We start from the raw sequence: 19808 nt of genomic DNA, 5'->3' as shown, positions 1-19808 counted from the left end.
GCAGCTGTCCCAGCAGCTCCCCCACACGTTGCCCGGAACCCCGCACGATGTCCCACTCCATCACCTCTGTTCTCTCCCAGATCCGCACGCTGCAGAACCAGGTCGGGCAAGCCGCGCCCATCGGAGATATGCCGCGCAGCAACGCGATCCAGGGGCTGGCCGAAGGCAATGCCGTTGCCGCGCCTTCGTTCAGCCAGGCCTTGCAGGGCGCCATCCAGGGCGTCAACGAAGCCCAGCAGAAGTCCGGGCAGCTGGCTGCCGCATTCGAGCGTGGCGATGCCAACGCCGATCTGGCCAAGGTCATGGTCGCCTCCCAACAGTCCTCGCTGGCGTTCCGCGCCACCGTGGAAGTCCGTAACCGTCTCGTCCAGGCTTACCAGGACGTGATGAACATGCCGCTGTAAGGATCCGCACGCATGGCACTCGCGCTGTCCAGAGAATCACTGAATCCGGAACGGGCTGGCGCCTGGTTCGACCGTCTGCAGAGCATGCAGATCACCCGTCGCCTGGGCTTGATGGCAATGATCGCGGTTGCGGTCGCGGCCGGCTTGTTCGTGTTCTTCTGGGCGCAGAAGCCACAGATGATGCCGCTGTACACCGGGCTGGACCAGAAGGCGACAGCCGAGGCCACCGATCTGCTGCGCTCGGCGCAGATTCCGTTTGAACTTGATGCCACCACCGGCGCGATCAGCGTGCCGGAAAAGAACGTGCACGACGCACGCTTGAAGCTGGCCGGTTCCGGCCTGACCGAAAGCGGCCGCCTCGGTTTTGAAATGATGGAGCGCGATCCCGGCTTCGGCGTCAGCCAGTTCGTCGAAACCGCGCGCTACCAGCACGCGCTGGAAACCGAGCTGGTCCGCACCATCAGCAGCCTGCGTCCGGTTCGCGACGCACGCGTGCACCTGGCTATTCCCAAGCCGAGCGCCTTCACCCGCCAGCGCGACGTCGCCAGCGCCTCGGTGGTACTGGAACTGCGTGGTGGCCAGCAGCTGGAACGCAACCAGGTCGATGCCATCGTGCACATGGTGGCTTCCAGCATTCCCGATCTGGCACCAGAGCGCGTCACCGTGGTCGACCAGAGCGGGCGCATGCTCACCATCGCCGATCCCAACAGCGACGCCGCGCTCAACGCCGCCCAGTTTGATCAGGTCCGGCGCTTGGAAGGCTCCTACAACCAGCGCATCCGCGAACTGCTGGAACCGATGACCGGTGCCGGGCGGGTGAACCCGGAAGTCAGCGTCGACATGGATTTCTCGGTCACCGAAGAAGCACGCGAGCTGTTCAACGGTGAGCCGCAGAAGGTGCGCAGCGAGCAGATCAGCGAGAACAGCAGCGCCACCGCGGGCCCGCAGGGCATTCCCGGCGCAACCAGCAACACGCCGCCGGGCGCTGCGGCTGCACCGCCGCCCACTGCCGCCGCCACGCCGACCGAAACCTCCAAGAATTCCACCCGCAACTACGAGCTGGACCGCACCCTGCAGCACACCCGTCAGCCGCCGGGCCGGGTCAATCGTGTCTCGGTTGCCGTGTTGGTTGACCACGTGCCGCGTGCCGGTGCCAACGGCAAGCAGACCGACCAGCCGCTCAGCGCCGCCGAACTGACCCGCGTCGAAGCACTGGTCAAGCAGGCCGTCGGCTTCAACGCCGAACGCGGCGATACCGTGTCGGTGATGAATGCGCCGTTCGTGCGAGAGTCCGTGCCAGTGGAAGCGCCGAAGTGGTGGGAAAACCCGCAGGTACGCGATGCACTGCGTCTGGTCCTTGGCGCGGTCGTGGTGCTGGCCCTGCTGTTCGGCGTGCTGCGCCCCGCCCTGCGTCAGATCACCGGCACGCCCAAGGCCTTGCCGGGCGCGGAAGATCCGCTGCGCGCCGACGTGCAGGTGCTGGACGATGGCACCGAAATGCCAGCCCTGGCCGCCGATCGCCTGCATCTGGATGGAACCCCTACCCTGGCCTTGCCGGTGGACGCATACGAAGAACGCCTGCGCATGGCCCGCGAAGCAGTGAAGACCGACTCCAAGCGGGTTGCCCAGGTAGTGAAGGGATGGGTGTCAAATGACTGATGCAATGCCGATGACCGGCGTGCAACGTGCCGCCGTACTGCTGCTGTCGCTCGGCGAAACCGACGCGGCCGAAGTGCTGCGTCACATGGAACCGAAGGAAGTGCAGAAGATCGGCATCGCCATGGCCACCCTCACCGACGTCACCCGCGAGCAGGTGCAGAAGGTGATGGACGACTTTGGTGCTGAGCTGGGCAACAAGACCTCGCTGAGCGTCGGCTCCGACGACTACATCCGCAACATGCTGGTACAGGCGCTGGGCAATGAGAAAGCCAGCAACCTGATCGACCGCATCCTGCTCGGCCGCAATACGACTGGCCTGGATGCCCTGAAGTGGATGGACCCGCGTGCAGTCGCCGATCTGGTCCGCAACGAGCACCCGCAGATCATCGCCATCGTCATGGCCCACCTGGAAACCGACCAGGCCGCCGAAGCGCTGAAGCTGCTGCCCGAGCGCACCCGCGTCGACGTGCTGCTGCGCATCGCCACCCTCGACGGCATTCCGCCGAATGCGCTGAATGAACTGAACGAGATCATGGAACGCCAGTTTGCCGGCAACCAGAACCTGAAGTCGTCGAACATCGGTGGCGTGCAGTGTGCCGCCAACATCCTCAACTTCATGGACGGTGGCCAGGACCAGGTCATCCTCACCGAGATCGCCCGCATCGATTCGCCGCTGGGCAGCCGCATCCAGGACCTGATGTTCGTGTTCGACGACCTGGTGGACCTGGACGACCGCGAAATGCAGCTGGTGCTGCGCGAAGTCAGCGGCGAACGCCTTGGCTTGGCCCTGCGCGGCGCCGACATCAAGGTGCGCGACAAGATCACCCGCAACATGTCCCAGCGTGCCGCCGAGATCCTGCTCGAAGACATGGAGGCACGCGGCCCGGTACGCCTGTCCGACGTGGAAGGCGCGCAGCGCGAGATTCTCGCCATCGTCAAGCGCATGGGCGATGAAGGCACCATCACCCTCGGTGGCGCTGCGGAGGCGATGCTGTGATCAACGCCGTGCGCTGGCACGCCCCGGACCTCAACGCACCGGCCGGCCAGTCGGTGACGGAGGATTTCGATCTTGCGTCGCTGGAAACCATCGTTGCCGAGCCGGCAGTTCCCGCCTTGCAGCCGCCGACCCTGGACGAGATCCAGGCGATCCGCGATGCCGCCCAGGAAGAAGGCTTCCAGCAAGGCCATGCCGAAGGCTATGCGCAGGGCCAGGCCGAAGTACGCCGTCTGACCGCGCAGATCGAAGGCATCCTCGACAACTTCAGCCGCCCGCTGGTGCGACTGGAGAACGAAGTGGTTGGCGCACTCGGCGAACTGTCGGTACGTATCGCCGGCGCCCTGATCAGCCGCGCCTATGAGGCCGATCCGTCGCTGCTGAAGGATCTGATCGATGAGGCGCTGGACACCGTCAGCGGCACCAACCGCGACGTTGAAGTCCGCCTGCATCCGGATGACATTGCTGCGATCAGCAATCTGCTGACCCTGCCCGCCGGCCAGCGTCTGGTGCCTGACCACAGCCTCAGCCGTGGCGACCTGCGCGTGCATGCCGAGGCCGTGCGCGTCGACGGCACCCTTGATGCGCGCCTGCGCGCGGCGCTGGCGACCGTGCTGCGGCGCGCCGGAGCCACGCAATGAACACATCACCCTCCCCAGCTCCCGCTGACTGGGCTGCCGCACGCAACCTGCGGCTGGCCGCGCGTCTGGATGGAATATCGCTCGATGCCGGTGGCGGCCACGGCTTGGTTCGCGAAGGCATTCTCCGTCGCGCCGTTGGCCTCACCCTTGAAGCCGTTGGCTGCGAAGCGCCGATGGGCGCCAGCTGCAAGGTCGAGATCATCGATGGCGGCTGGGTCGATGCCGAGGTTGTCGGTTTCTCCGGTGACCGCACGTATCTGATGCCAAGCGCCGAACTGCATGGCCTACTGCCCAACGCACGCGTTGTGCCCTCCTACCGCCGCGGCGGTGTCGAGGTCGGCGAAGGCCTGCTCGGCCGCGTCATCGACTCCGATGGCATTCCCCTCGACGGCAAGGGCCCGATCCGCGCCGAGGGCGTGGTCGGCATGGCCGGCGTCTCGATCAACCCGCTGGCACGCGAGCCCATCACCCAGCCATTGGATGTCGGCGTGCGCGCGATCAATTCGCTGTTGCCGATTGGCCGCGGTCAGCGTGTCGGCTTGTTCGCAGGCTCCGGTGTCGGCAAGTCGACGCTGCTCGGCATGATGACCCGCTTCACCGCCGCTGACGTGATCGTGGTCGGCCTGATCGGCGAACGCGGCCGCGAAGTACGTGACTTCGTCGAGTCCACGCTGGGCGAGGAAGGCCTGCGCCGCGCAGTGGTTGTCGCCAGCCCGGCCGACCGGCCCCCGCTCGCCCGTCTGCACGGCGCTTATCGCGCCACCGCCATCGCCGAGTGGTTCCGCGACCAGGGCCTGAACGTGCTGCTGCTGATGGATTCGCTGACCCGCTTCGCGCAGGCCCAGCGCGAGATCGGCTTGTCGGTTGGCGAGCCGCCAACCACCCGCGGCTACCCGCCGTCGGTGTTCGCCAAACTGCCGGCGCTGGTCGAGCGCGCAGGCAACGGTGCCAAAGGCCGCGGCTCGATCACCGCCTTCTACACCGTGCTCACCGAAGGCGACGATCCGCAGGACCCGATTGCCGACGCCGCCCGCGCCATCCTCGACGGTCACATCCTGTTGTCGCGCCGCGTTGCCGACAGCGGCCTGTACCCGGCCATCGATGTCGAATCCTCGGTCAGCCGCGTGGTCCAGGACATCGCCGACGACGTCTGGCGCGCGCGTATCCGCAAGCTCAAGCAGCTGGTATCGGCCTACACCGCCAACCGCGACCTGATTGCCATTGGCGCTTATCAGCGCGGCAACGACCCGCTCACCGACGAAGCACTGGACCGGTGGCCGGAGATCATGGAATTCCTTGGCCAGGACGTGCATAACGCCGCCGACCTGAGCCACAGCCTCAGTGCATTGCACCAACTGGTAGATAGTGAGACGCCCGCATGAGCCCTAGCCGTCGCCTGGACCCGCTGCTGCGCCACGCGCAGGACCGCGAAGATGAAGTCGCCAAAGCCCTGGCCGAACGCCAGCAAGCCCTGGACATGCATCAATCGCGGCTGTCCGAGTTACGCCAGTACGCCGAGGAGTACGCCAACGCGCAACTGGCCACCACCAGCGCCGCGCAGCTGCTCAACCGCCGCGCCTTTCTCGATCGGCTCGACAACGCGGTGGAAGCACAGAGCAAGACCGTGGACAGCAACCAGGAACGGGTGGACGCCGAACGCGCCCGCCTGCTGCTGGCCAGCCGCGACAAGGCCGTGCTGGAACAGCTGGCCGCCAGCTATCGCGCGCAGGAAAAGCAGGTCGCTGACCGTCGCGACCAGCGCGAAATGGACGATATCGGTGCCCGCCGTGCGCGCTTGAAGAAGACCGAAGGCGACGCCGAGGGAGAGAGCCAGTGAATGTTCTTTCCTCCGCACTCGGCGGTGCCAGCAGCATCGACAGCAGTAGCGGCGCGCGCAGCAACAGCACCGACAAGCCCAGCGACAACGGCTTCGACGCAATGCTCAACAGCAAGCCAGCCACGCAGAAACCTGCGGCCAGCAAGCCAGGCAGCACTGACGCCAAGCCCGCCAACGAAGCGCACGGCGAAGACAGCACCAGCGAAACCACCACGGAACAGAGCACCGCGACGGACAGCAGTAGCAGCAACGACGACAAGCCCGACACGCAGAGCACCGCGGAAGATGCGCCCTGGCCGCCGTTTGGGCTGTCTGCGATCGTTGCCCAGCCAACGGAACCTGCAGCGCAGGCGCCAGCGGCCCTGGCAGCCACCAACCAGGATGAGACCGCGCCAGCCAATCCGACGGCGGCGGCGCTCCCTGCCCTGCCAGCTGTTCCGGCTGCTGCCGCAGCCAAGCCAGCGACCATCAGCGCTGACGAGGCCAGCGCAGAGTTGAGCCTGCCCTTGGCCGCTGTGGCAGCGAACGACGATGCGAGCACCCTCAATCTCGATGTCGATACCTCGGCGCCGACCACGTTTGCGTCCTTGCTGCATAACCAGGCACTGCAGGAAGTCCGCGCAAGCGCCCCGGCCAGCAGCATCACCGCACCCACGCCAACCCCGGACCTGAATGCCGGCGACTTTGACGAAGCCATCGGCGCCCGCGTCGGTTGGCTGGCGGAGCAGAAGATCGGTCACGCCCACATCCGCATCAACCCGGAAAACATGGGCGAGATCGACGTCAAGCTGCAGCTGGACGGTGACCGCGTCCACGCCAGTTTCAGCAGCGCCCACGCCGATGTCCGCCACGCCCTGGAAAGCAGTCTGCCGCGCCTGCGCGACATGCTCGGCGAGCAGGGCCTGCAGCTGAGCCACGCCGATGTGGGCCAGCAATCCACGCCACAGCAGCAAGGCGACAAGGGCGAGGCTGGCGGCGGCCTGGCAACCGGCAAGCAACTGGAAGGCACCGACCTCCCCGCAGCTTCCAGCCACAACCTGCGCATGCGCGGCCTGCTGGATGCGTATGCCTGAGAGAAGTGACTTGTGGGAGCTGTGTAAACCGCGAAGCTGATGACCTGAAACACCTCCTGCTTCGCGGCTGACGCCGCTTCCACAAGGCTGACTACTTTTGTGGGAGCGGTGTAAACCGCGAAGCTGATGATCCATCCACCCATCTACAAACGATCACGGTGCTGACAGCACTTGGGAAGCCGCAGCGCCATCCTGCGTAGATGGCGCTTCCAGCAATCAACCCAAAGCCAGGATCCAAAACCCTCCGCACAGGCCGGATATCCCTACCCGGCCACGCATACCTGCTCACCTTCACTACGCTAGCTCGTCAGCCACTGTTTCTGGACTTCCAACTGGCCTCTCGCATCGCCCAAGCCCTGTACCACCCCCAGCTTTGGCGTGATGCACGACTACTGGCCTGGATACTGATGCCAGATCACTGGCATGGCCTGGTCCAGCTGGGCGATTGCACAAATCTCAGCTCATTGGTGCGGAGTATCAAATCCAATACGGCACGCAGCTTGCCAGAATCAATCAACCGCCCCATCTGGGCGCCTGGCTTTCATGATCGTGCCTTGCGCAAAGATCAGGACATAAGAGCAACAGCCCGCTACATCATCATGAACCCGGTCAGAGCCGGGCTGGTGAGTTCGCCGCGCTTCTATCCATATTGGAATGCGATATGGATATGACCCCTCAGCTTTTGTGGGAGCGGTGTAAACCGCGAAGCTGGTGATCTGTTAGATGGTCAGCTTCGCGGTTTACACCGCTCCCACAAAGCCGCACGACCGCGTCAAATTCCCGCCGCCAGCCCATTCACCTCCTCCGGCACAGCCCTTGCATCTGACTGGGCAGCAATCCTGAGGAGCTCCACGTGGCCGTTGCCGCTGATAAAAACCGCAAAGCTGAACCCACCAAGGAAGCGGCAAGCAAACCGAAGCGCTCGTTGTTGGTTCCCGCCCTGATCGCCGTGTTCGCTGCTGCCGCAGCCGGCGGCGGCGTCTGGTACTTCACCCAGGGCAAGGACCACGCCGAAGCTGGCAAGGAAGCCAAGCCCAAGACACCGGCCCCGGCCCAGTACTTCGCGCTGGACCCGGCCTTCGTGGTCAATCTCAGCGGCCCGATCGATGGCCCGCGCTACCTGCAGGTCGAGGTGCAGCTGATGACCCGTGATCCGTTGGCACTGGCTGCGCTGCAGACCCACGCCCCGGCCATCCGCGCCAAATTGTTGATGCTGTTCTCGCAGGTCGAGCCCACCCAGATCGCCGACCGCGCGGGCAAGGAAAAGCTGCAGGCTTCGGCGCTGTCCGAAGTGCAGAAGCTGATGAAGGCCGAGACCGGCCAGAACAGCGCCGACGAGCTGTTGTTCACCAGCTTTGTGACCCAGTAAGGCGCCACGATGAGCATCAACGACCTGCTGTCCCAAGACGAGATCGACGCCCTGCTGCACGGCGTCGATTCCGGCTCGGTCAATACCGCCGAGCCGGAGGCGGCACCTGGCGAAGCCCGTTCCTACGACTTCGCCAGCCAGGACCGCATCATCCGCGGACGCATGCCGACCCTGGAAATGGTCAATGAGCGGTTCGCGCGCCTGTGGCGCATCGGCCTGTTCAACCTGATCCGGCGTTCGGCCGAGTTGTCGGTGCGTGGCATCGAGCTGATCAAGTTCGGCGACTACCTGCATTCGCTGTACGTGCCGACCAACCTCAACCTGATCCGCTTCAAGCCGCTGCGCGGCACCGGCCTGATCGTGTTCGAGCCGACCCTGGTGTTCGCCATCGTCGACAACTTCTTCGGCGGTGATGGACGCTACCCGACCCGCATCGAAGGCCGCGAGTTCACCGCTACCGAAATGCGCGTGATCCAGCTGATGCTCAAGCAGACCTTCACCGATCTGCGCGAAGCCTGGGGCCCGGTGATGAACGTCGATTTCGACTACATCAACTCCGAGATCAACCCGCACTTCGCCAACATCGTCAGCCCGCGCGAATACGTAGTGGTCAGCCGCTTCCACGTCGAACTGGACAGTGGCGGTGGCGACATCCATATCACTTTGCCGTACTCGATGCTGGAACCGATCCGCGAGCTGCTCGATGCCGGCATCCAGAGCGATCGCAATGACCGCGACGAGAGCTGGGCCATCATGCTGCGCGAGCAGCTCGATACCGCCGAAGTCGAGCTGTCCAGCGTATTGGCCAAGCGCCGCATGAGCCTGCGCGAGCTGACCAGGTTGAAGATCGGCGATGTACTGCCGATCGAAATGCCCAAGCAGGTGCCGCTGTGCGTGGAAGGCATCCCGGTATTCACCGGCGAATTTGGTGTGTCCAACGAACGCAACGCCATCAAGATCACTGCTACCCATCCGCCGGGAAAGCGCCCCAACGTTCCCGCGATTCAGGAAAACACCGATGAATGACAACCAGTCCCCCGAAACTGAAAACGGCGTATCGCCGGCACAGTTCACCAATCTGCAGGCCGACAACAACATCAATACCGACCTGGACCTGGACGTCATCCTCGACGTACCGGTGACCTTGTCGCTGGAAGTCGGCCGCGCGCGCCTGCCGATCCGCAACCTGCTGCAGCTCAACCAGGGCTCGGTGGTGGAACTGGAGCGTGGTGCTGGCGAATCGCTGGACGTGTTCGTCAACGGCACCTTGATCGCGCACGGCGAAGTCGTGGTCATCAATGATCGCTTCGGCGTGCGTCTGACCGACGTGGTCAGCCCCAGCGAGCGCATCCGGAGACTGCGTTGATCGCATTGCTCGCCTATGCCGCGCCGGCCGCCAAGGCGGCAACGCCGGTCGGCCAGCACGCGGCCAGCGCACCCGGCCTGTTCGGCGCGTTCGTTACCTTGCTGCTGGTGCTGGGCCTGATCATTGGCCTGGGCTGGCTGCTCAAGCGCATGCCCGGCGGCGCGTTTCGCCCGGCCGAAGGCCTGAAGGTCGTCGCCAGCATCAATGTCGGCGCCAAGGAACGCGTGGTGGTAGTCGACGTCAATGGCCAGCAGCTGCTGCTGGGCATCACCGCCGGCGGCATCAGCACCTTGCACCAGCTACCTGAGCCGCTGCCGCAGACGCCCGCTCCGGCCCTGCCCAATCTCAAACAACTACCGAATTTCGCCCAGCTGCTGGCACAGAAGCTGCGCAAGGACTCCTGAACATGTCGGGCCAAGGTTTCAACTCTCGCGGTTTCAACTCACGTGCGCTCTGGCAAGTACTGATCGTGCTGGCGATGCTGGCATTGCCGCTGTTCGCCTGGGCCGCACCCGGCCCGCAGGTACCAGCGCTGCCGGACGTAAACGTCGGCAAGATCGGCGGTGCGCCGGTCAGCCTGCCGCTGCAGACCTTGTTGTTGATGACGGCAATCACCTTGTTGCCGTCGATGCTGCTGGTGCTTACCGCCTTCACCCGCATCATCATCGTACTCGGCCTGCTGCGTCAGGCCCTGGGCACCGGGCAGACCCCGTCCAACCAGATCCTGCTTGGCCTGGCCCTGTTCCTGACCGCGATGATCATGATGCCGGTCTGGGACAAGTCGTGGTCGACCGGCATGGCGCCGTATCTGGATGGTCAGATCGACTTCCAGACCGCCTGGCAGCTGACCACTGCGCCACTGCGCGCCTTCATGCTGGCGCAGGTCCGCGAGACCGACCTGATGACCTTCGCCGGTCTGGCCGGACAAGGTCCGTATGCCAGCCCGGATGCGATTCCGTTCCCGGTACTGGTTGCCTCCTTCGTCACCAGCGAGCTGAAGACCGCCTTCGAAATCGGCTTCCTGATCTTCATCCCGTTCGTCATCATCGACCTGGTCGTCTCCAGCGTGCTGATGTCGATGGGCATGATGATGCTGTCGCCCATGTTGGTCTCGGCACCGTTCAAGATACTGCTGTTCGTGCTGGTGGACGGTTGGGTGCTGGTGGTTGGCACCTTGGCTGCCAGCTTCAACGCGGTGTAGTTGCGCGCCAGTATCCCGGCACACCTCCGCAGCGTGGCAGCGTAGCCGGATACTGGCCATCAATGGAAGTCTCGGCTACGCACGTCCAGGCTGCCCAATAACGGCGACAGATCATCCAGGCGGCGTGCGATCAGATGACGCACGCCGTTCTCGGCTTCCAGCCGGCCGCTGACCTGCAGCAGCCGTGATTCCAGGAACACTTGCCGCTGGCGTTCGGCCAGCTGCCGCCAGACCACGACGTTGATCTGGCCGAACTCGTCTTCCAGCGTGATGAAGGTGACACCGCTGGCGGTTGCTGGCCGCTGGCGCCCGCGCACCAACCCGGCCACCGACACATTGCCGGTGCTGCGCATGCTCTCCAGATCCTTTGAACTGCGACAACGACGCGCACTCAGCTGCCGTCGCAGACGCGCCAGCGGGTGCAGTTCAAGCGTTGTTCCCAGCAAGGCGTAATCGGCGTTCAGATCCTCACCGGCGCTGGGCATAGGCAAGGCGACATCGGCTTCAGCGGTTGCCGGTTGATCATCAAACAAGGGCCGCTGGTCTTCGACACCGGCAATTGCCCAGCGTGCCCGATGGCGGTTGCCGGCCATGCCGCGCAAGGCACCTGCATCAGCGAGCAAGGCACGGGCGCGTGCATCAAGATCGGCACGCCGGCACAGGTCGGCGATATCGGAGAACGCGGCCTGCGCCCTAGCCTGCTCGATGCGCAATGCGTCCTCCGCGTTGAAGCCACGCACCAAGCAAAAGCCCAGGCGGATCGCCAGCCGCTCACCGTCGCGTTCCCATTCCAGGGAGCATTCCCAGCCGCTGTAACGCACATCCAACGGCCGCGTTGCCACCCCATGCCGGCGCACATCCTGCAGCAGCTGGTCCGGGCTGTAGAAACCCATCGGCTGGCTGTTGAGCAGTGCGCAGGTGAACTCGGCCGGATGGTGGCATTTCAACCAACTGCTGGCATAGGCGATCAGCGCGAAACTGGCCGCGTGGCTTTCCGGAAAACCATAGCTGCCGAAACCCTTGATCTGCTCGAAGATGCGCTCAGCGAACGCCAGCGGATAGCCGCGTTCCAGCATGCCTTCGGTGAGTTTCAACCGGTGTGGTTCCAGCCCACCGTGACGCTTCCATGCCGCCATCGAACGACGCAGACCATCGGCTTCGCTGGCGTTGTAGCCCGCTGCCACCATCGCGATCTGCATCACCTGTTCCTGGAAGAGCGGTACACCCAAGGTTCGTTCGAGCACTGCCTCCAGCGCCACTGATGGATAGCTGATCAGTTCCTCCTTCTTACGCCGACGCAGGTAAGGATGGACCATGTCACCTTGGATAGGCCCGGGGCGTACGATGGCGACCTCAATCACCAGATCGTAGAAGGTGCGAGGTTGCAACCTGGGCAACATCGCCATCTGCGCGCGCGATTCGATCTGGAACACGCCGATGGTGTCGGCGCGACTGATCATCGCGTAGGTTTTCTCGTCTTCCTGTGGGATCGTCGCCAGGGTGAAATGCAGGCCGCGATAGCGTTGGATCAGATCGAAGCAACGGCGCACCGCGGTGAGCATGCCCAAGGCCAATACATCGACCTTCATCAGGCCCAGCGTTTCAAGATCATCCTTGTCCCACTGGATCACCGTGCGCGCTTCCATCGCCGCGTTTTCCACCGGCACCATGCTGTGCAGGGCACGCTCGGAAATGACGAAGCCACCCGGATGCTGTGACAGATAGTGCGGGAAATCGATCAACTCGTTGGCCAATATCAGAATGCGGCGCAGCAACGGGCTATCCGGGTCGAAGCCATGTTCGCGCAGGCGCTCCTCGTCTGGAATGCTGTCCGACCAGTGGCCGACGCAGGAAGTCAGCTGGGTGATCACGTCGCCAGGCATGCCCAGCACCCGCGCCACATCACGCAGGGCGCCACGCCCGCCGTATTGCGTGGCGACGGCAGCCAAGGCGGCACGCTCACGGCCATAGCGTGAAAACACGTACTGGATGACTTCCTCGCGTCGTTCGTGCTCGAAGTCGACGTCGATATCCGGCGGCTCATCGCGGTCATCTGAAATGAAGCGTTCGAACAGCAGATGGCTATGCGAAGGATCAAGCTCGGTGATTCCAAGCACGAAGCACACCACCGAATTGGCCGCAGATCCGCGACCCTGGCAGAGGATGCCGATGCTGCGCGCATAGGCCACCAGATCATGCACGGTAAGGAAGTACGAAGCGTACATTTTCTTGGCGATCAGACCCAGTTCCTTTTCGATCAAGGCCTGCGCCTGCGCCGGCGTTCCATCCGGCCAACGCTTGCCTGCACCACGCGCCACCAGCTCGGCCAGCCAGCACTGCGCGGTGTAACCGGCGGGTACCACCTCGCTGGGATACAGATAGTCGACGGCTTCTTTCAGATCAAACCCGGCGCAGCGTTTGGCGATGCACAGCGTCTGCTGCAACAACTCGGCTGGATAGATCATCTGCAATGCCTGCAGAGGACGCAGGTGCCGCTCGCCATTGGCGAACAATCGCTGCCCGGCCTCGGCAACGGTGACGCGGTGGCGGATGGCCGTCATCACATCCTGCAATGCCCGGCGTCCGCGCGCATGCATATGCACGTCGCCGGCAGCCACCAAGGGCAGCTGCAGCTGTGCGCCAAGTGCCTGCAGCTGCTGCAGGCGCGCCTCATCATCGGCACCGTGGTGCAGTTCCACCGTGATCCAGCAACGCTGCGGGAACCATTCGCGCAACTGCATGCCCTCGGCAGATTCCGGTTGTGCCGCAGGCAGCCACAAGGCCAGCAGGCCGCTGCGATCAATCGACGCCAGGTCCTCGGCCAACAACCGGTATTCGCCCTTCTCCGCGCGCCGCCTTGCCTGGGTTATCAACCAGCACAGCGCTTGGTAGCCTGCGGAGTCTTCCACCAGCAGGACCAGCTTGGCACCGTTTTCCAGTTGAATTTCGCTGCCAACAATCAGCTGCAAGCCAGTTTCTTTGGACGCGCGCCAGGCACGCACAATGCCGGCCAGCGTGCATTCGTCGGTGATGGCCAGTGCCTGGTAGCCATGCGCCTTGGCCCGCGCGAACAATTCATCCGCAGTCGATGCGCCGCGCTGGAAACTGAAAGCGGACAGGCAATGCAGTTCGGCATAAGCGGTATTCATGCGAACCAGCCCTGCAACATGAAGCCACCCTCGCCGCCCGCCTCGCGCCAAGCCCAGGCCTGCTGGCCAAAGCGGGTGCTGACCCGGTAGTAATCCCGGCGTACATCATCGCCATCCCACCAGCCACTCTCGATCCGTTCCGGCGCCGACAGCAGTTCCGGGCTTGCCCCTGGCCAGGGCTGCGGCGTGCGCAGCAACCAACCGGGACGTACTGGCGATGGCAGGTTGTTGGCTGTTGGCGCTGAAGCAGCAGCTGGAGCCACCTCGCCACGCCAGGCATATTCAGGCCGATGGTCGGCATGCACGCGCAGGCCGTGCACGGATTGATCACCCAGGCGAGCGCGCAGGCGTTCGCGCAATTGCTCCCACGGCATGCTCTGCTGCGGACGGGTATCAAACAGCTCACGGTGTTCCGGCACAAACGCCGGCAACTGATCGGCGCGCAGGCCGAACTGACGCACCGGCGCCGGGATCTTGGCCTGCTCCAGTCGGCTGCGGGCAATCTCGAACAACAGGCTGGCATCGCGCTCGGCCGCAAGCAGGCCGATCTCCAAGGTGGTGGGCGGCCGATCCTCGTGCTCCAGCAACAGCGCAAAACGCTGCACGCTGCCATCGCGACCGGCCAGGAACGCGGCAAGGTCCGAGGTCAAGCGTCGCAACGGGAACAGCAAGGCCTGCGAGGATTCCACCTCGTAGCCGAGTTCGATGCGCAGCTCGAACACATCCGGCGGCTGATACGGCTGCAATACGAAGGCGCGCTCGCCAAGCAAGGCATCCAGCTGTCGCAGCACATCAGGAGCAAAACGCCGGTTGATGCTGGCCCGTGGCAGGCCCTGCAATTGTTTGACGCTACGGATGCCCATGCGCGCGAACGCCGCCGAGGCACTGGCACCAAAGCCAGCCCGCGCTACCGGCAACTGCCCGAGCAATGCGGCCAAGCCAGCCTCATCCACACTCAAACCATCACGCGCATTGGCCAAGGCGCGTGCAGCCACCGGGTTGGGCGCCAATGCGATGCGGTGACGGAAACCCAGGGCACCCAACTCCTGCCGCAGGCGCGCCTCGAACTTCGGCCACGGGCCGAACAGCGCCAGGCTGTGCTCGATTTCGATGATCAAGGCCTGCGCATACTGCAGGCTGACCTGCGAACTGAATTGATACGCCCAAGCCGCAAGAAAACGATGCCACTCCGACTGCGCATCCGGCTCATGCGGGTGTATTTCAAACCCGGTTGCCAATGCCTGTGCCGTCACCAGCGACTGCCCCGCCTTCAACCCCAACGCCGCCGCCGCGGGATTGACTGCATGCAGCACCCGCCGCTGGCTGGGCCCACTGATCAATACCCGCGCCGCGTCAGGTTCGGCACAGCCACGCAAGACGCCGTCCATGGCCAGGTGTGGCAACAGGATGCAGGCCCAGCGCATGGTTTACTGCTCCCGGGCAAACGGCAATGGCCGCGACGGCACCATGCCACCACGGCACTTCAACACCCGAAGCTGCGCCGGCTGCGCATCGATGGCGATACGCAAGGCGGCCGGCGAAGGGTTCTTTGCCGCCTGCAACGGCCGGCTGGCGAAACCCAGCGTCTGCCCGGATTCGGCCGCCACCTGCAGCCGTCGCAAGGCCTTGTCCTCGGCCAGCTGCGGCCAGCACAACACGGCTCCGCAACTGCCCGAACGCAGGCATTGTTCAGTAGCCCAGAGCGCATCGCGTTGATCCGCAGCCTGCACCACCTGCAGCTGGCGCAGGTCGACACCCGCCGCCTGCCAGGCTGGTGCATAGGGAATATGTGGCGGCGCAACCAGCACCACGCGCTCGCCGGCCTGGGTCAAGCGTGCCAGCGATGGCCACAGCAGCCGCAGCTCACCCACGCCTTCTGCGGGCAACAGGATTTCGCTCAACGCCGACTCCGGCCAACCGCCGGTAGGCAGCGCATCATCCAGTAGCGCATGACCCGTCGGCTGACGGCTGGCCGGCAGTGGCGCAGGCCGGCCACGCCATACCCGGCGTTCGTGCAGCAGGCTGTCGAGGGCAACAACCGCGCCCATCAGCCGCGCCGGACCAGACCACAGAACACGCCCTCAATGGCGAAGTCCTGATCGTGCTGCACTTCAATCGGCGCATAGGCCGGGTTGCGCGGCAGCAGCCGCAGCGTTGTGCCACTGCGCGCGAGACGCTTGATGGTCAACTCACCGTCCAGCCGCGCCACCACCGTCTGTCCATTGCGCGCATCACTGCTGCGCCGGACGCCAACCAGATCACCGTCGAAGATGCCGTCATCGATCATTGAATCGCCTTGCACGCGCAGCAGGTAATCCGGGCGCGCGGCAAACAGCCGCTCATCCAATGCCAAGGTGTCGGCCAACTCCGCGTCGGCACCGATCGGCGCGCCGGCAGCAACCCGTCCAAGCACGGGCACCTGCAGCAGCTCCGCCCGTGGAATCTGCCCCACCGGACGAATTCCGCGGGCCTGACCAGCAGCCACCTCGATCAGGCCCGCCTCGCTCAGGGCCAGCACATGCTTGCGCGCAGCGCCGCGCGAGGCCAGCCCGCAGGCAGCGGCAATTTCAGCCAACGAGGGCGCTTGCCCATGCCCAGTCACCTGGTCACGGATGTAGCGAAGGATGGCAGCACGGCGGGGGCTGAGATCGGTCATGGAGTACATTTGTACTCCTTCTGCACAAAGCCCGCCAGAGGCTGAGTGCCGCTATTCAGGTGAATACGGAAAACACATTGCCGCTGCTATCTTTCGCCGCATATGGACCCAAAAGCATCCATAAAGTCGTACCCATCGCTACCGCAGGCATTGCGCAGCGTACCGCTGCGCACCATCGCCCCGGTGACCACCTTGGCCTTGCTGTTTTTTGCGATCTGGCTGTGGTTTGACGGGCAAAGATTCGCCGCCATCACCAGCGTCCTGCTGTCGGCACTGGCCCTGCAGGCCAGCGTATGGATCCATCAACGCAAGCCGCGACTGGATTTGGGTGGCGTGCTGTTGTGCGTGGCGACGGTGGGCGGCTGCCTGCTCTCCGCCTGGCGTCTGGGCAGCGACGCTTTGCCGTGGACCTACCTGACGTTGATGTCCAATTTCTTCATCGTCCGCAACCAGATCGCCACCCCGCTCAACCTGATGCTGGTTGCCGGTCTGTTGCTGATGCCAGGCCTGCTGCTGGGGCATCCTGCACAGTTGCAGGCACTGATCGTCATCGTGCTGGTGTTCGGCTTTGGCTACCACTTCTCGCGGCGCCTGCAAGGCGACCGCACCCGACTGGAGATGCTGGCATCGCTGGATGCACTGACTGGCGTACCCAATCGGCGTGCGCTGGAAAAGTCCTTGCAAGCGCATATCAACAGCATCCGCGACGAGCGCTTCCGCCAAGGTCTGATCGTGATCGACATCGACAACTTCAAGGCGGTCAACGATCACTACGGTCATGCCGCTGGCGATACTGCCCTTTCCGATATCGCCGCGATCCTGCGCTTTGAATTGCGAGAGAACGACCAGGTATTTCGTTTTGGCGGCGAGGAATTCGTGATTCTTGCCAATACCGGCAGCCATGAAGCCTTGGCCAGTTTTACCGAACGCCTGCGCAAGGCAGTCTATGAATCGCTGCGCGGACCCGGCGGTCGCATCACCATCTCAGCTGGGGCAGCGTTGTATGCCGGCGAGCAACGCTGGCAGGACTGGTTCGCACGCGCCGATATCGCGCTGTATGAGGCCAAGGGCAAGGGACGCAACAACGTCGTAGTGGCGGAATAGCCTTGGCTTTGGCTTCAACTCCCTCCCCTGCGCCTACGGCGCAAGGGAGGGAGTAAAAAAGGGCCGCTTGCGCGGCCCTTCCTTTACAGCATCAAACAACTACTTCAATCACGAACGCAGCGGGATCACGCGGATCTCGACGCGGCGGTTCTGCGCGCGGCCCGCATCGGTGCTGTTGTCGGCGATCGGATAGGACTTGCCTGCACCCAGGGTTTCAATACGCTCGCGCTGTACGCCCTGTGCCGACAGATACGCCGCCACTGCATCAGCGCGCTCCTTGGAGATGCGATTGTTCACCGCATCGGTACCGATGCTGTCGGTGTGACCAACCACTTCGATCATGGTCTGGTTGTACTCGCTCAAGGTGCTGGCAACACCATTCAGCGCACCGTAGAACTGTGGCTTCAACGTGGTCTTGTTGAAATCGAAGGTGATGCCGTCAGGCAGGTTCAAGGTGATGTTGTCACCGTCGCGCTGCACGTCGATACCGGTGTTGGCAGTGCGCTCACGCAGTGCGCGTTCCTGGCGGTCCTGGTAATTGCCGATGGCGGCACCGCCAAGTGCGCCGATGCCGGCGCCGACCATTGCACGCTGGCGACGCTCGGTAGCATCACCGCCGCTGAGCAGACCTGCCGCCACACCGATGGCCGTACCAATCAGCGCGCCCTTGCCGGTCTTGTTCTGCTGCTGGGTCTGATTGCCGTACTGGTCCTGCTGCACATACGAGCCACCGGTAGCACAGGCCGAGAGGACGGCTGCCGCCACCAAGCCAATGGAAAGATTACGAACAACAGTAAGGGTGGTCATCTGAGTCTCCTGATAGGCCGGACTGGCCAGCGTGGATTTGCCGGGCAAGCATAAACATCGCGATGCACAACCTGCGTGAGTCGATACCTTCGTCACAGGTATCCATTCATCTAACTGTCTTGCACGTTAAGCCCGTGTCAGCGACAGCGCTGGTACGCGGCCAAGGCCTCATCCCGGCCCTTGGCAAGGTCCACCAGCGGCTGGGTCGGGTAGCCTGGCGCAAGCTCGGCCAGCAGCTGCGGGAACTGCCAGGGTGCAAACCGCGCCTTCACCGGCAGTGCCGCCAGCTCCGGGACCCAGCGGCTGATGTAGCGCGCGTTGGGATCGAACTTCTGCGCCTGCGTCACCGGGTTGAACACGCGGAAATACGGCGCGGCATCCGCGCCGGTGCCGGCGATCCACTGCCAGCCCATGCTGTTGTTCGCCAGATCGGCATCCACCAGCGTGTCCCAGAACCAGCGTGCGCCCTCTTTCCAGTGCATGCGCATGTGCTTGCACAGGAAGCTGCCCACCAGCATCCGCACCCGATTGTGCATGTAACCAGTTGCCCACAACTCGCGCATGCCGGCGTCGACGATGGGAATACCGGTACGGCCCTGCTGCCACGCCGCCAGCATCTCAGGCTGCGCCGGCTCCCAGGCAAAACGTTCGAAGCGTGGATTGAGATTGACGTCGCTGGTCTGCGGGAAGTGATGCAGCAGATGCCAGGAGAACTCACGCCACCCCAGCTGGCGGATGTAGCCATCGATGTCCGCATCGCGACCGGCGCTGCGCATGCCTTCCAGCGTATGGGCGATACGCCACGGTGCGATCTCACCGAAATGCAGGTGTGGCGACAGCAGCGACGTACCCGTGCGATCCGGCAGATCGCGCTGCTCGCGGTAGCCATTGAGCGCGCCCTCGGCGAACACTTCCAGCGCTTCCTGTGCGCCGGCTTCGCCGGGCTGCCAGTGCTCCCAGAAGCCGGCATCCCAACCAAGACGCGGTGCCAGGGCAAGCGCCTGCAAGGGTAGGCCCGACAGTTTTACCGGGCTCAGCGTGCGCGGCGCATCAGACAGCTCAGGCAACCGCCAGCGGGTCAGCGCGTTGCGCCAGAACGGGGTGAACACCTTGTACGGCCCACCCTGCAGCGTGGCCAGCTCCCAGGGCTCGAACAGGAGATAGCCGTTATGGCTTTCCACCTGCACACCCTGCTCGCGCAGGCCACGCTTGATCGCCGCATCACGCGGCTGCGTGGCCGGCTCATACTTGCGGTTCCAATAGACCGCCTCGGCTCCGCTTTCGGCAACCAATGCCTGCAGCTGCGCCATGCTGTCGCCACTGCGTAGCAGCAGCGCCGAGCCGGTCGCGCGCAGTTGTGCATCAAGCTGCTGCAGCGAATGGTGCAGCCAGGCGTCGGAGGCCGCACCCGGTGCCCATGCGCCCTCTTCCTGCGGCGCATGGATGTAGACCGGGATGACATCGTGGCCAGCTTCAATCGCAGCCTGCAGCGCCGGGTTGTCACGCAGTCGCAGATCGCGGCGGAACCAGACAATGGCGGTGGACATG

20 protein-coding genes are annotated in these 19808 nt (G+C 64.1%); 14 read left to right on the top strand and 6 right to left on the bottom strand.

Features of this window, described 5'->3' with window-relative positions; genetic code table 11:
- Positions 1-47: 47 nt before the first annotated feature.
- The 13 genes from fliE to fliP all read left to right on the top strand — a co-directional run bounded on the left by fliE (position 48) and on the right by fliP (position 10544).
- Entirely contained in the window at positions 48-404 is a 357-nt protein-coding gene (fliE, locus tag ACVOLV_RS07945) for a flagellar hook-basal body complex protein FliE (protein WP_481553894.1), read from the top strand.
- A gap of 12 nt (positions 405-416) precedes the next feature.
- Positions 417-2063, top strand: coding sequence for a flagellar basal-body MS-ring/collar protein FliF (fliF, locus tag ACVOLV_RS07940; RefSeq protein WP_481553893.1), 1647 nt, complete (start codon positions 417-419; stop codon positions 2061-2063).
- Positions 2064-2073: 10 nt separating this feature from the next.
- Positions 2074-3060, top strand: a complete 987-nt coding sequence (gene fliG / locus ACVOLV_RS07935; protein ID WP_481510412.1) for a flagellar motor switch protein FliG — start codon at positions 2074-2076, stop codon at positions 3058-3060.
- A gap of 53 nt (positions 3061-3113) precedes the next feature.
- The gene (locus ACVOLV_RS07930; RefSeq protein WP_481553922.1) at positions 3114-3698 is read left to right on the top strand and encodes a FliH/SctL family protein; all 585 of its coding nucleotides are present in this window, start codon (positions 3114-3116) and stop codon (positions 3696-3698) included.
- On the top strand, positions 3695-5080 hold the full coding sequence (gene fliI, locus ACVOLV_RS07925) for a flagellar protein export ATPase FliI (RefSeq protein ID WP_481553892.1): 1386 nt from the start codon (positions 3695-3697) through the stop codon (positions 5078-5080). The genes ACVOLV_RS07930 and fliI overlap by 4 nt, the downstream gene beginning before the upstream one ends.
- Entirely contained in the window at positions 5077-5535 is a 459-nt protein-coding gene (gene fliJ, locus ACVOLV_RS07920) for a flagellar export protein FliJ (RefSeq protein ID WP_481553891.1), read from the top strand. Before fliI ends, fliJ begins: the two co-directional genes overlap by 4 nt.
- A complete protein-coding gene (locus ACVOLV_RS07915) occupies positions 5532-6608 on the top strand; it encodes a flagellar hook-length control protein FliK (RefSeq protein ID WP_481553890.1) in 1077 nt (358 codons plus the stop codon). Before fliJ ends, ACVOLV_RS07915 begins: the two co-directional genes overlap by 4 nt.
- 200 nt (positions 6609-6808) lie before the next feature.
- The gene (locus tag ACVOLV_RS07910; RefSeq protein ID WP_481553889.1) at positions 6809-7279 is read left to right on the top strand and encodes an REP-associated tyrosine transposase; all 471 of its coding nucleotides are present in this window, start codon (positions 6809-6811) and stop codon (positions 7277-7279) included.
- A 182-nt stretch (positions 7280-7461) separates the two neighbouring features.
- On the top strand, positions 7462-7977 hold the full coding sequence (locus ACVOLV_RS07905; RefSeq protein WP_481553888.1) for a flagellar basal body-associated FliL family protein: 516 nt from the start codon (positions 7462-7464) through the stop codon (positions 7975-7977).
- Positions 7978-7986: 9 nt separating this feature from the next.
- On the top strand, positions 7987-9003 hold the full coding sequence (gene fliM, locus ACVOLV_RS07900; protein ID WP_303749909.1) for a flagellar motor switch protein FliM: 1017 nt from the start codon (positions 7987-7989) through the stop codon (positions 9001-9003).
- Positions 8996-9343 carry a flagellar motor switch protein FliN gene (gene fliN, locus ACVOLV_RS07895; protein WP_481553887.1) on the top strand — a complete coding sequence of 116 codons (348 nt, stop codon included), beginning with the start codon at positions 8996-8998 and terminating at the stop codon, positions 9341-9343. Before fliM ends, fliN begins: the two co-directional genes overlap by 8 nt.
- On the top strand, positions 9340-9747 hold the full coding sequence (fliO, locus tag ACVOLV_RS07890) for a flagellar biosynthetic protein FliO (RefSeq protein WP_481553886.1): 408 nt from the start codon (positions 9340-9342) through the stop codon (positions 9745-9747). Before fliN ends, fliO begins: the two co-directional genes overlap by 4 nt.
- Positions 9748-9821: 74 nt before the next feature.
- Positions 9822-10544 carry a flagellar type III secretion system pore protein FliP gene (gene fliP, locus ACVOLV_RS07885; RefSeq protein ID WP_481553921.1) on the top strand — a complete coding sequence of 241 codons (723 nt, stop codon included), beginning with the start codon at positions 9822-9824 and terminating at the stop codon, positions 10542-10544.
- A gap of 59 nt (positions 10545-10603) precedes the next feature.
- On the opposite strand, the gene ACVOLV_RS07880 is transcribed toward fliP, so the two are convergent.
- Genes ACVOLV_RS07880 through lexA form a run of 4 tightly spaced genes read right to left on the bottom strand, consistent with a single transcriptional unit; the run spans position 10604 to position 16349 of the window.
- Positions 10604-13693: an error-prone DNA polymerase gene (locus ACVOLV_RS07880; protein WP_481553885.1), complete on the bottom strand. Its 3090-nt coding sequence runs from the start codon at positions 13691-13693 to the stop codon at positions 10604-10606.
- Entirely contained in the window at positions 13690-15117 is a 1428-nt protein-coding gene (locus ACVOLV_RS07875; RefSeq protein WP_481553884.1) for a Y-family DNA polymerase, read from the bottom strand. Before ACVOLV_RS07875 ends, ACVOLV_RS07880 begins: the two co-directional genes overlap by 4 nt.
- A gap of 3 nt (positions 15118-15120) precedes the next feature.
- Positions 15121-15741 (bottom strand): translesion DNA synthesis-associated protein ImuA, encoded by a 621-nt coding sequence (gene imuA, locus ACVOLV_RS07870; protein WP_481553883.1) that lies wholly within the window; start codon positions 15739-15741, stop codon positions 15121-15123.
- Positions 15741-16349 (bottom strand): transcriptional repressor LexA, encoded by a 609-nt coding sequence (gene lexA / locus ACVOLV_RS07865; RefSeq protein WP_481553920.1) that lies wholly within the window; start codon positions 16347-16349, stop codon positions 15741-15743. The genes imuA and lexA overlap by 1 nt, the downstream gene beginning before the upstream one ends.
- 150 nt (positions 16350-16499) lie before the next feature.
- Here lexA and ACVOLV_RS07860 point away from each other — a divergent pair, with 150 nt between their 5' ends.
- Positions 16500-17453: a GGDEF domain-containing protein gene (locus ACVOLV_RS07860; protein WP_481553882.1), complete on the top strand. Its 954-nt coding sequence runs from the start codon at positions 16500-16502 to the stop codon at positions 17451-17453.
- A gap of 108 nt (positions 17454-17561) precedes the next feature.
- Here the strand turns inward: ACVOLV_RS07860 and ACVOLV_RS07855 are convergent, their stop codons facing one another.
- Entirely contained in the window at positions 17562-18260 is a 699-nt protein-coding gene (locus ACVOLV_RS07855; RefSeq protein ID WP_481553881.1) for a YiaD family glycine zipper/OmpA-like lipoprotein, read from the bottom strand.
- A gap of 137 nt (positions 18261-18397) precedes the next feature.
- A complete protein-coding gene (locus ACVOLV_RS07850) occupies positions 18398-19807 on the bottom strand; it encodes a cryptochrome/photolyase family protein (RefSeq protein WP_481553880.1) in 1410 nt (469 codons plus the stop codon).
- Position 19808: the final 1 nt, after the last annotated feature.

This window comes from Stenotrophomonas sp. STEN023 (assembly GCF_056760135.1).
The sequence above is the reverse complement of the archived record's forward strand: the minus strand, read 5'-3'. Positions and strand labels throughout refer to the sequence as shown.

Coding starts and splice junctions, on each gene's coding strand:
- fliP (WP_481553921.1), top strand. CDS start 9,822: ATGCTGGCATTGCCGCTGTTCGCCTGGGCCGCACCCGGCCCGCAGGTA.
- imuA (WP_481553883.1), bottom strand. CDS start 15,741: ATGGGCGCGGTTGTTGCCCTCGACAGCCTGCTGCACGAACGCCGGGTA.
- ACVOLV_RS07875 (WP_481553884.1), bottom strand. CDS start 15,117: ATGCGCTGGGCCTGCATCCTGTTGCCACACCTGGCCATGGACGGCGTC.
- ACVOLV_RS07880 (WP_481553885.1), bottom strand. CDS start 13,693: ATGAATACCGCTTATGCCGAACTGCATTGCCTGTCCGCTTTCAGTTTC.
- fliN (WP_481553887.1), top strand. CDS start 8,996: ATGAATGACAACCAGTCCCCCGAAACTGAAAACGGCGTATCGCCGGCA.
- ACVOLV_RS07850 (WP_481553880.1), bottom strand. CDS start 19,807: ATGTCCACCGCCATTGTCTGGTTCCGCCGCGATCTGCGACTGCGTGAC.
- ACVOLV_RS07855 (WP_481553881.1), bottom strand. CDS start 18,260: ATGACCACCCTTACTGTTGTTCGTAATCTTTCCATTGGCTTGGTGGCG.
- fliJ (WP_481553891.1), top strand. CDS start 5,077: ATGAGCCCTAGCCGTCGCCTGGACCCGCTGCTGCGCCACGCGCAGGAC.
- fliF (WP_481553893.1), top strand. CDS start 417: ATGGCACTCGCGCTGTCCAGAGAATCACTGAATCCGGAACGGGCTGGC.
- fliM (WP_303749909.1), top strand. CDS start 7,987: ATGAGCATCAACGACCTGCTGTCCCAAGACGAGATCGACGCCCTGCTG.
- lexA (WP_481553920.1), bottom strand. CDS start 16,349: ATGACCGATCTCAGCCCCCGCCGTGCTGCCATCCTTCGCTACATCCGT.
- fliI (WP_481553892.1), top strand. CDS start 3,695: ATGAACACATCACCCTCCCCAGCTCCCGCTGACTGGGCTGCCGCACGC.
- fliE (WP_481553894.1), top strand. CDS start 48: ATGTCCCACTCCATCACCTCTGTTCTCTCCCAGATCCGCACGCTGCAG.
- ACVOLV_RS07910 (WP_481553889.1), top strand. CDS start 6,809: ATGGCGCTTCCAGCAATCAACCCAAAGCCAGGATCCAAAACCCTCCGC.
- fliG (WP_481510412.1), top strand. CDS start 2,074: ATGACCGGCGTGCAACGTGCCGCCGTACTGCTGCTGTCGCTCGGCGAA.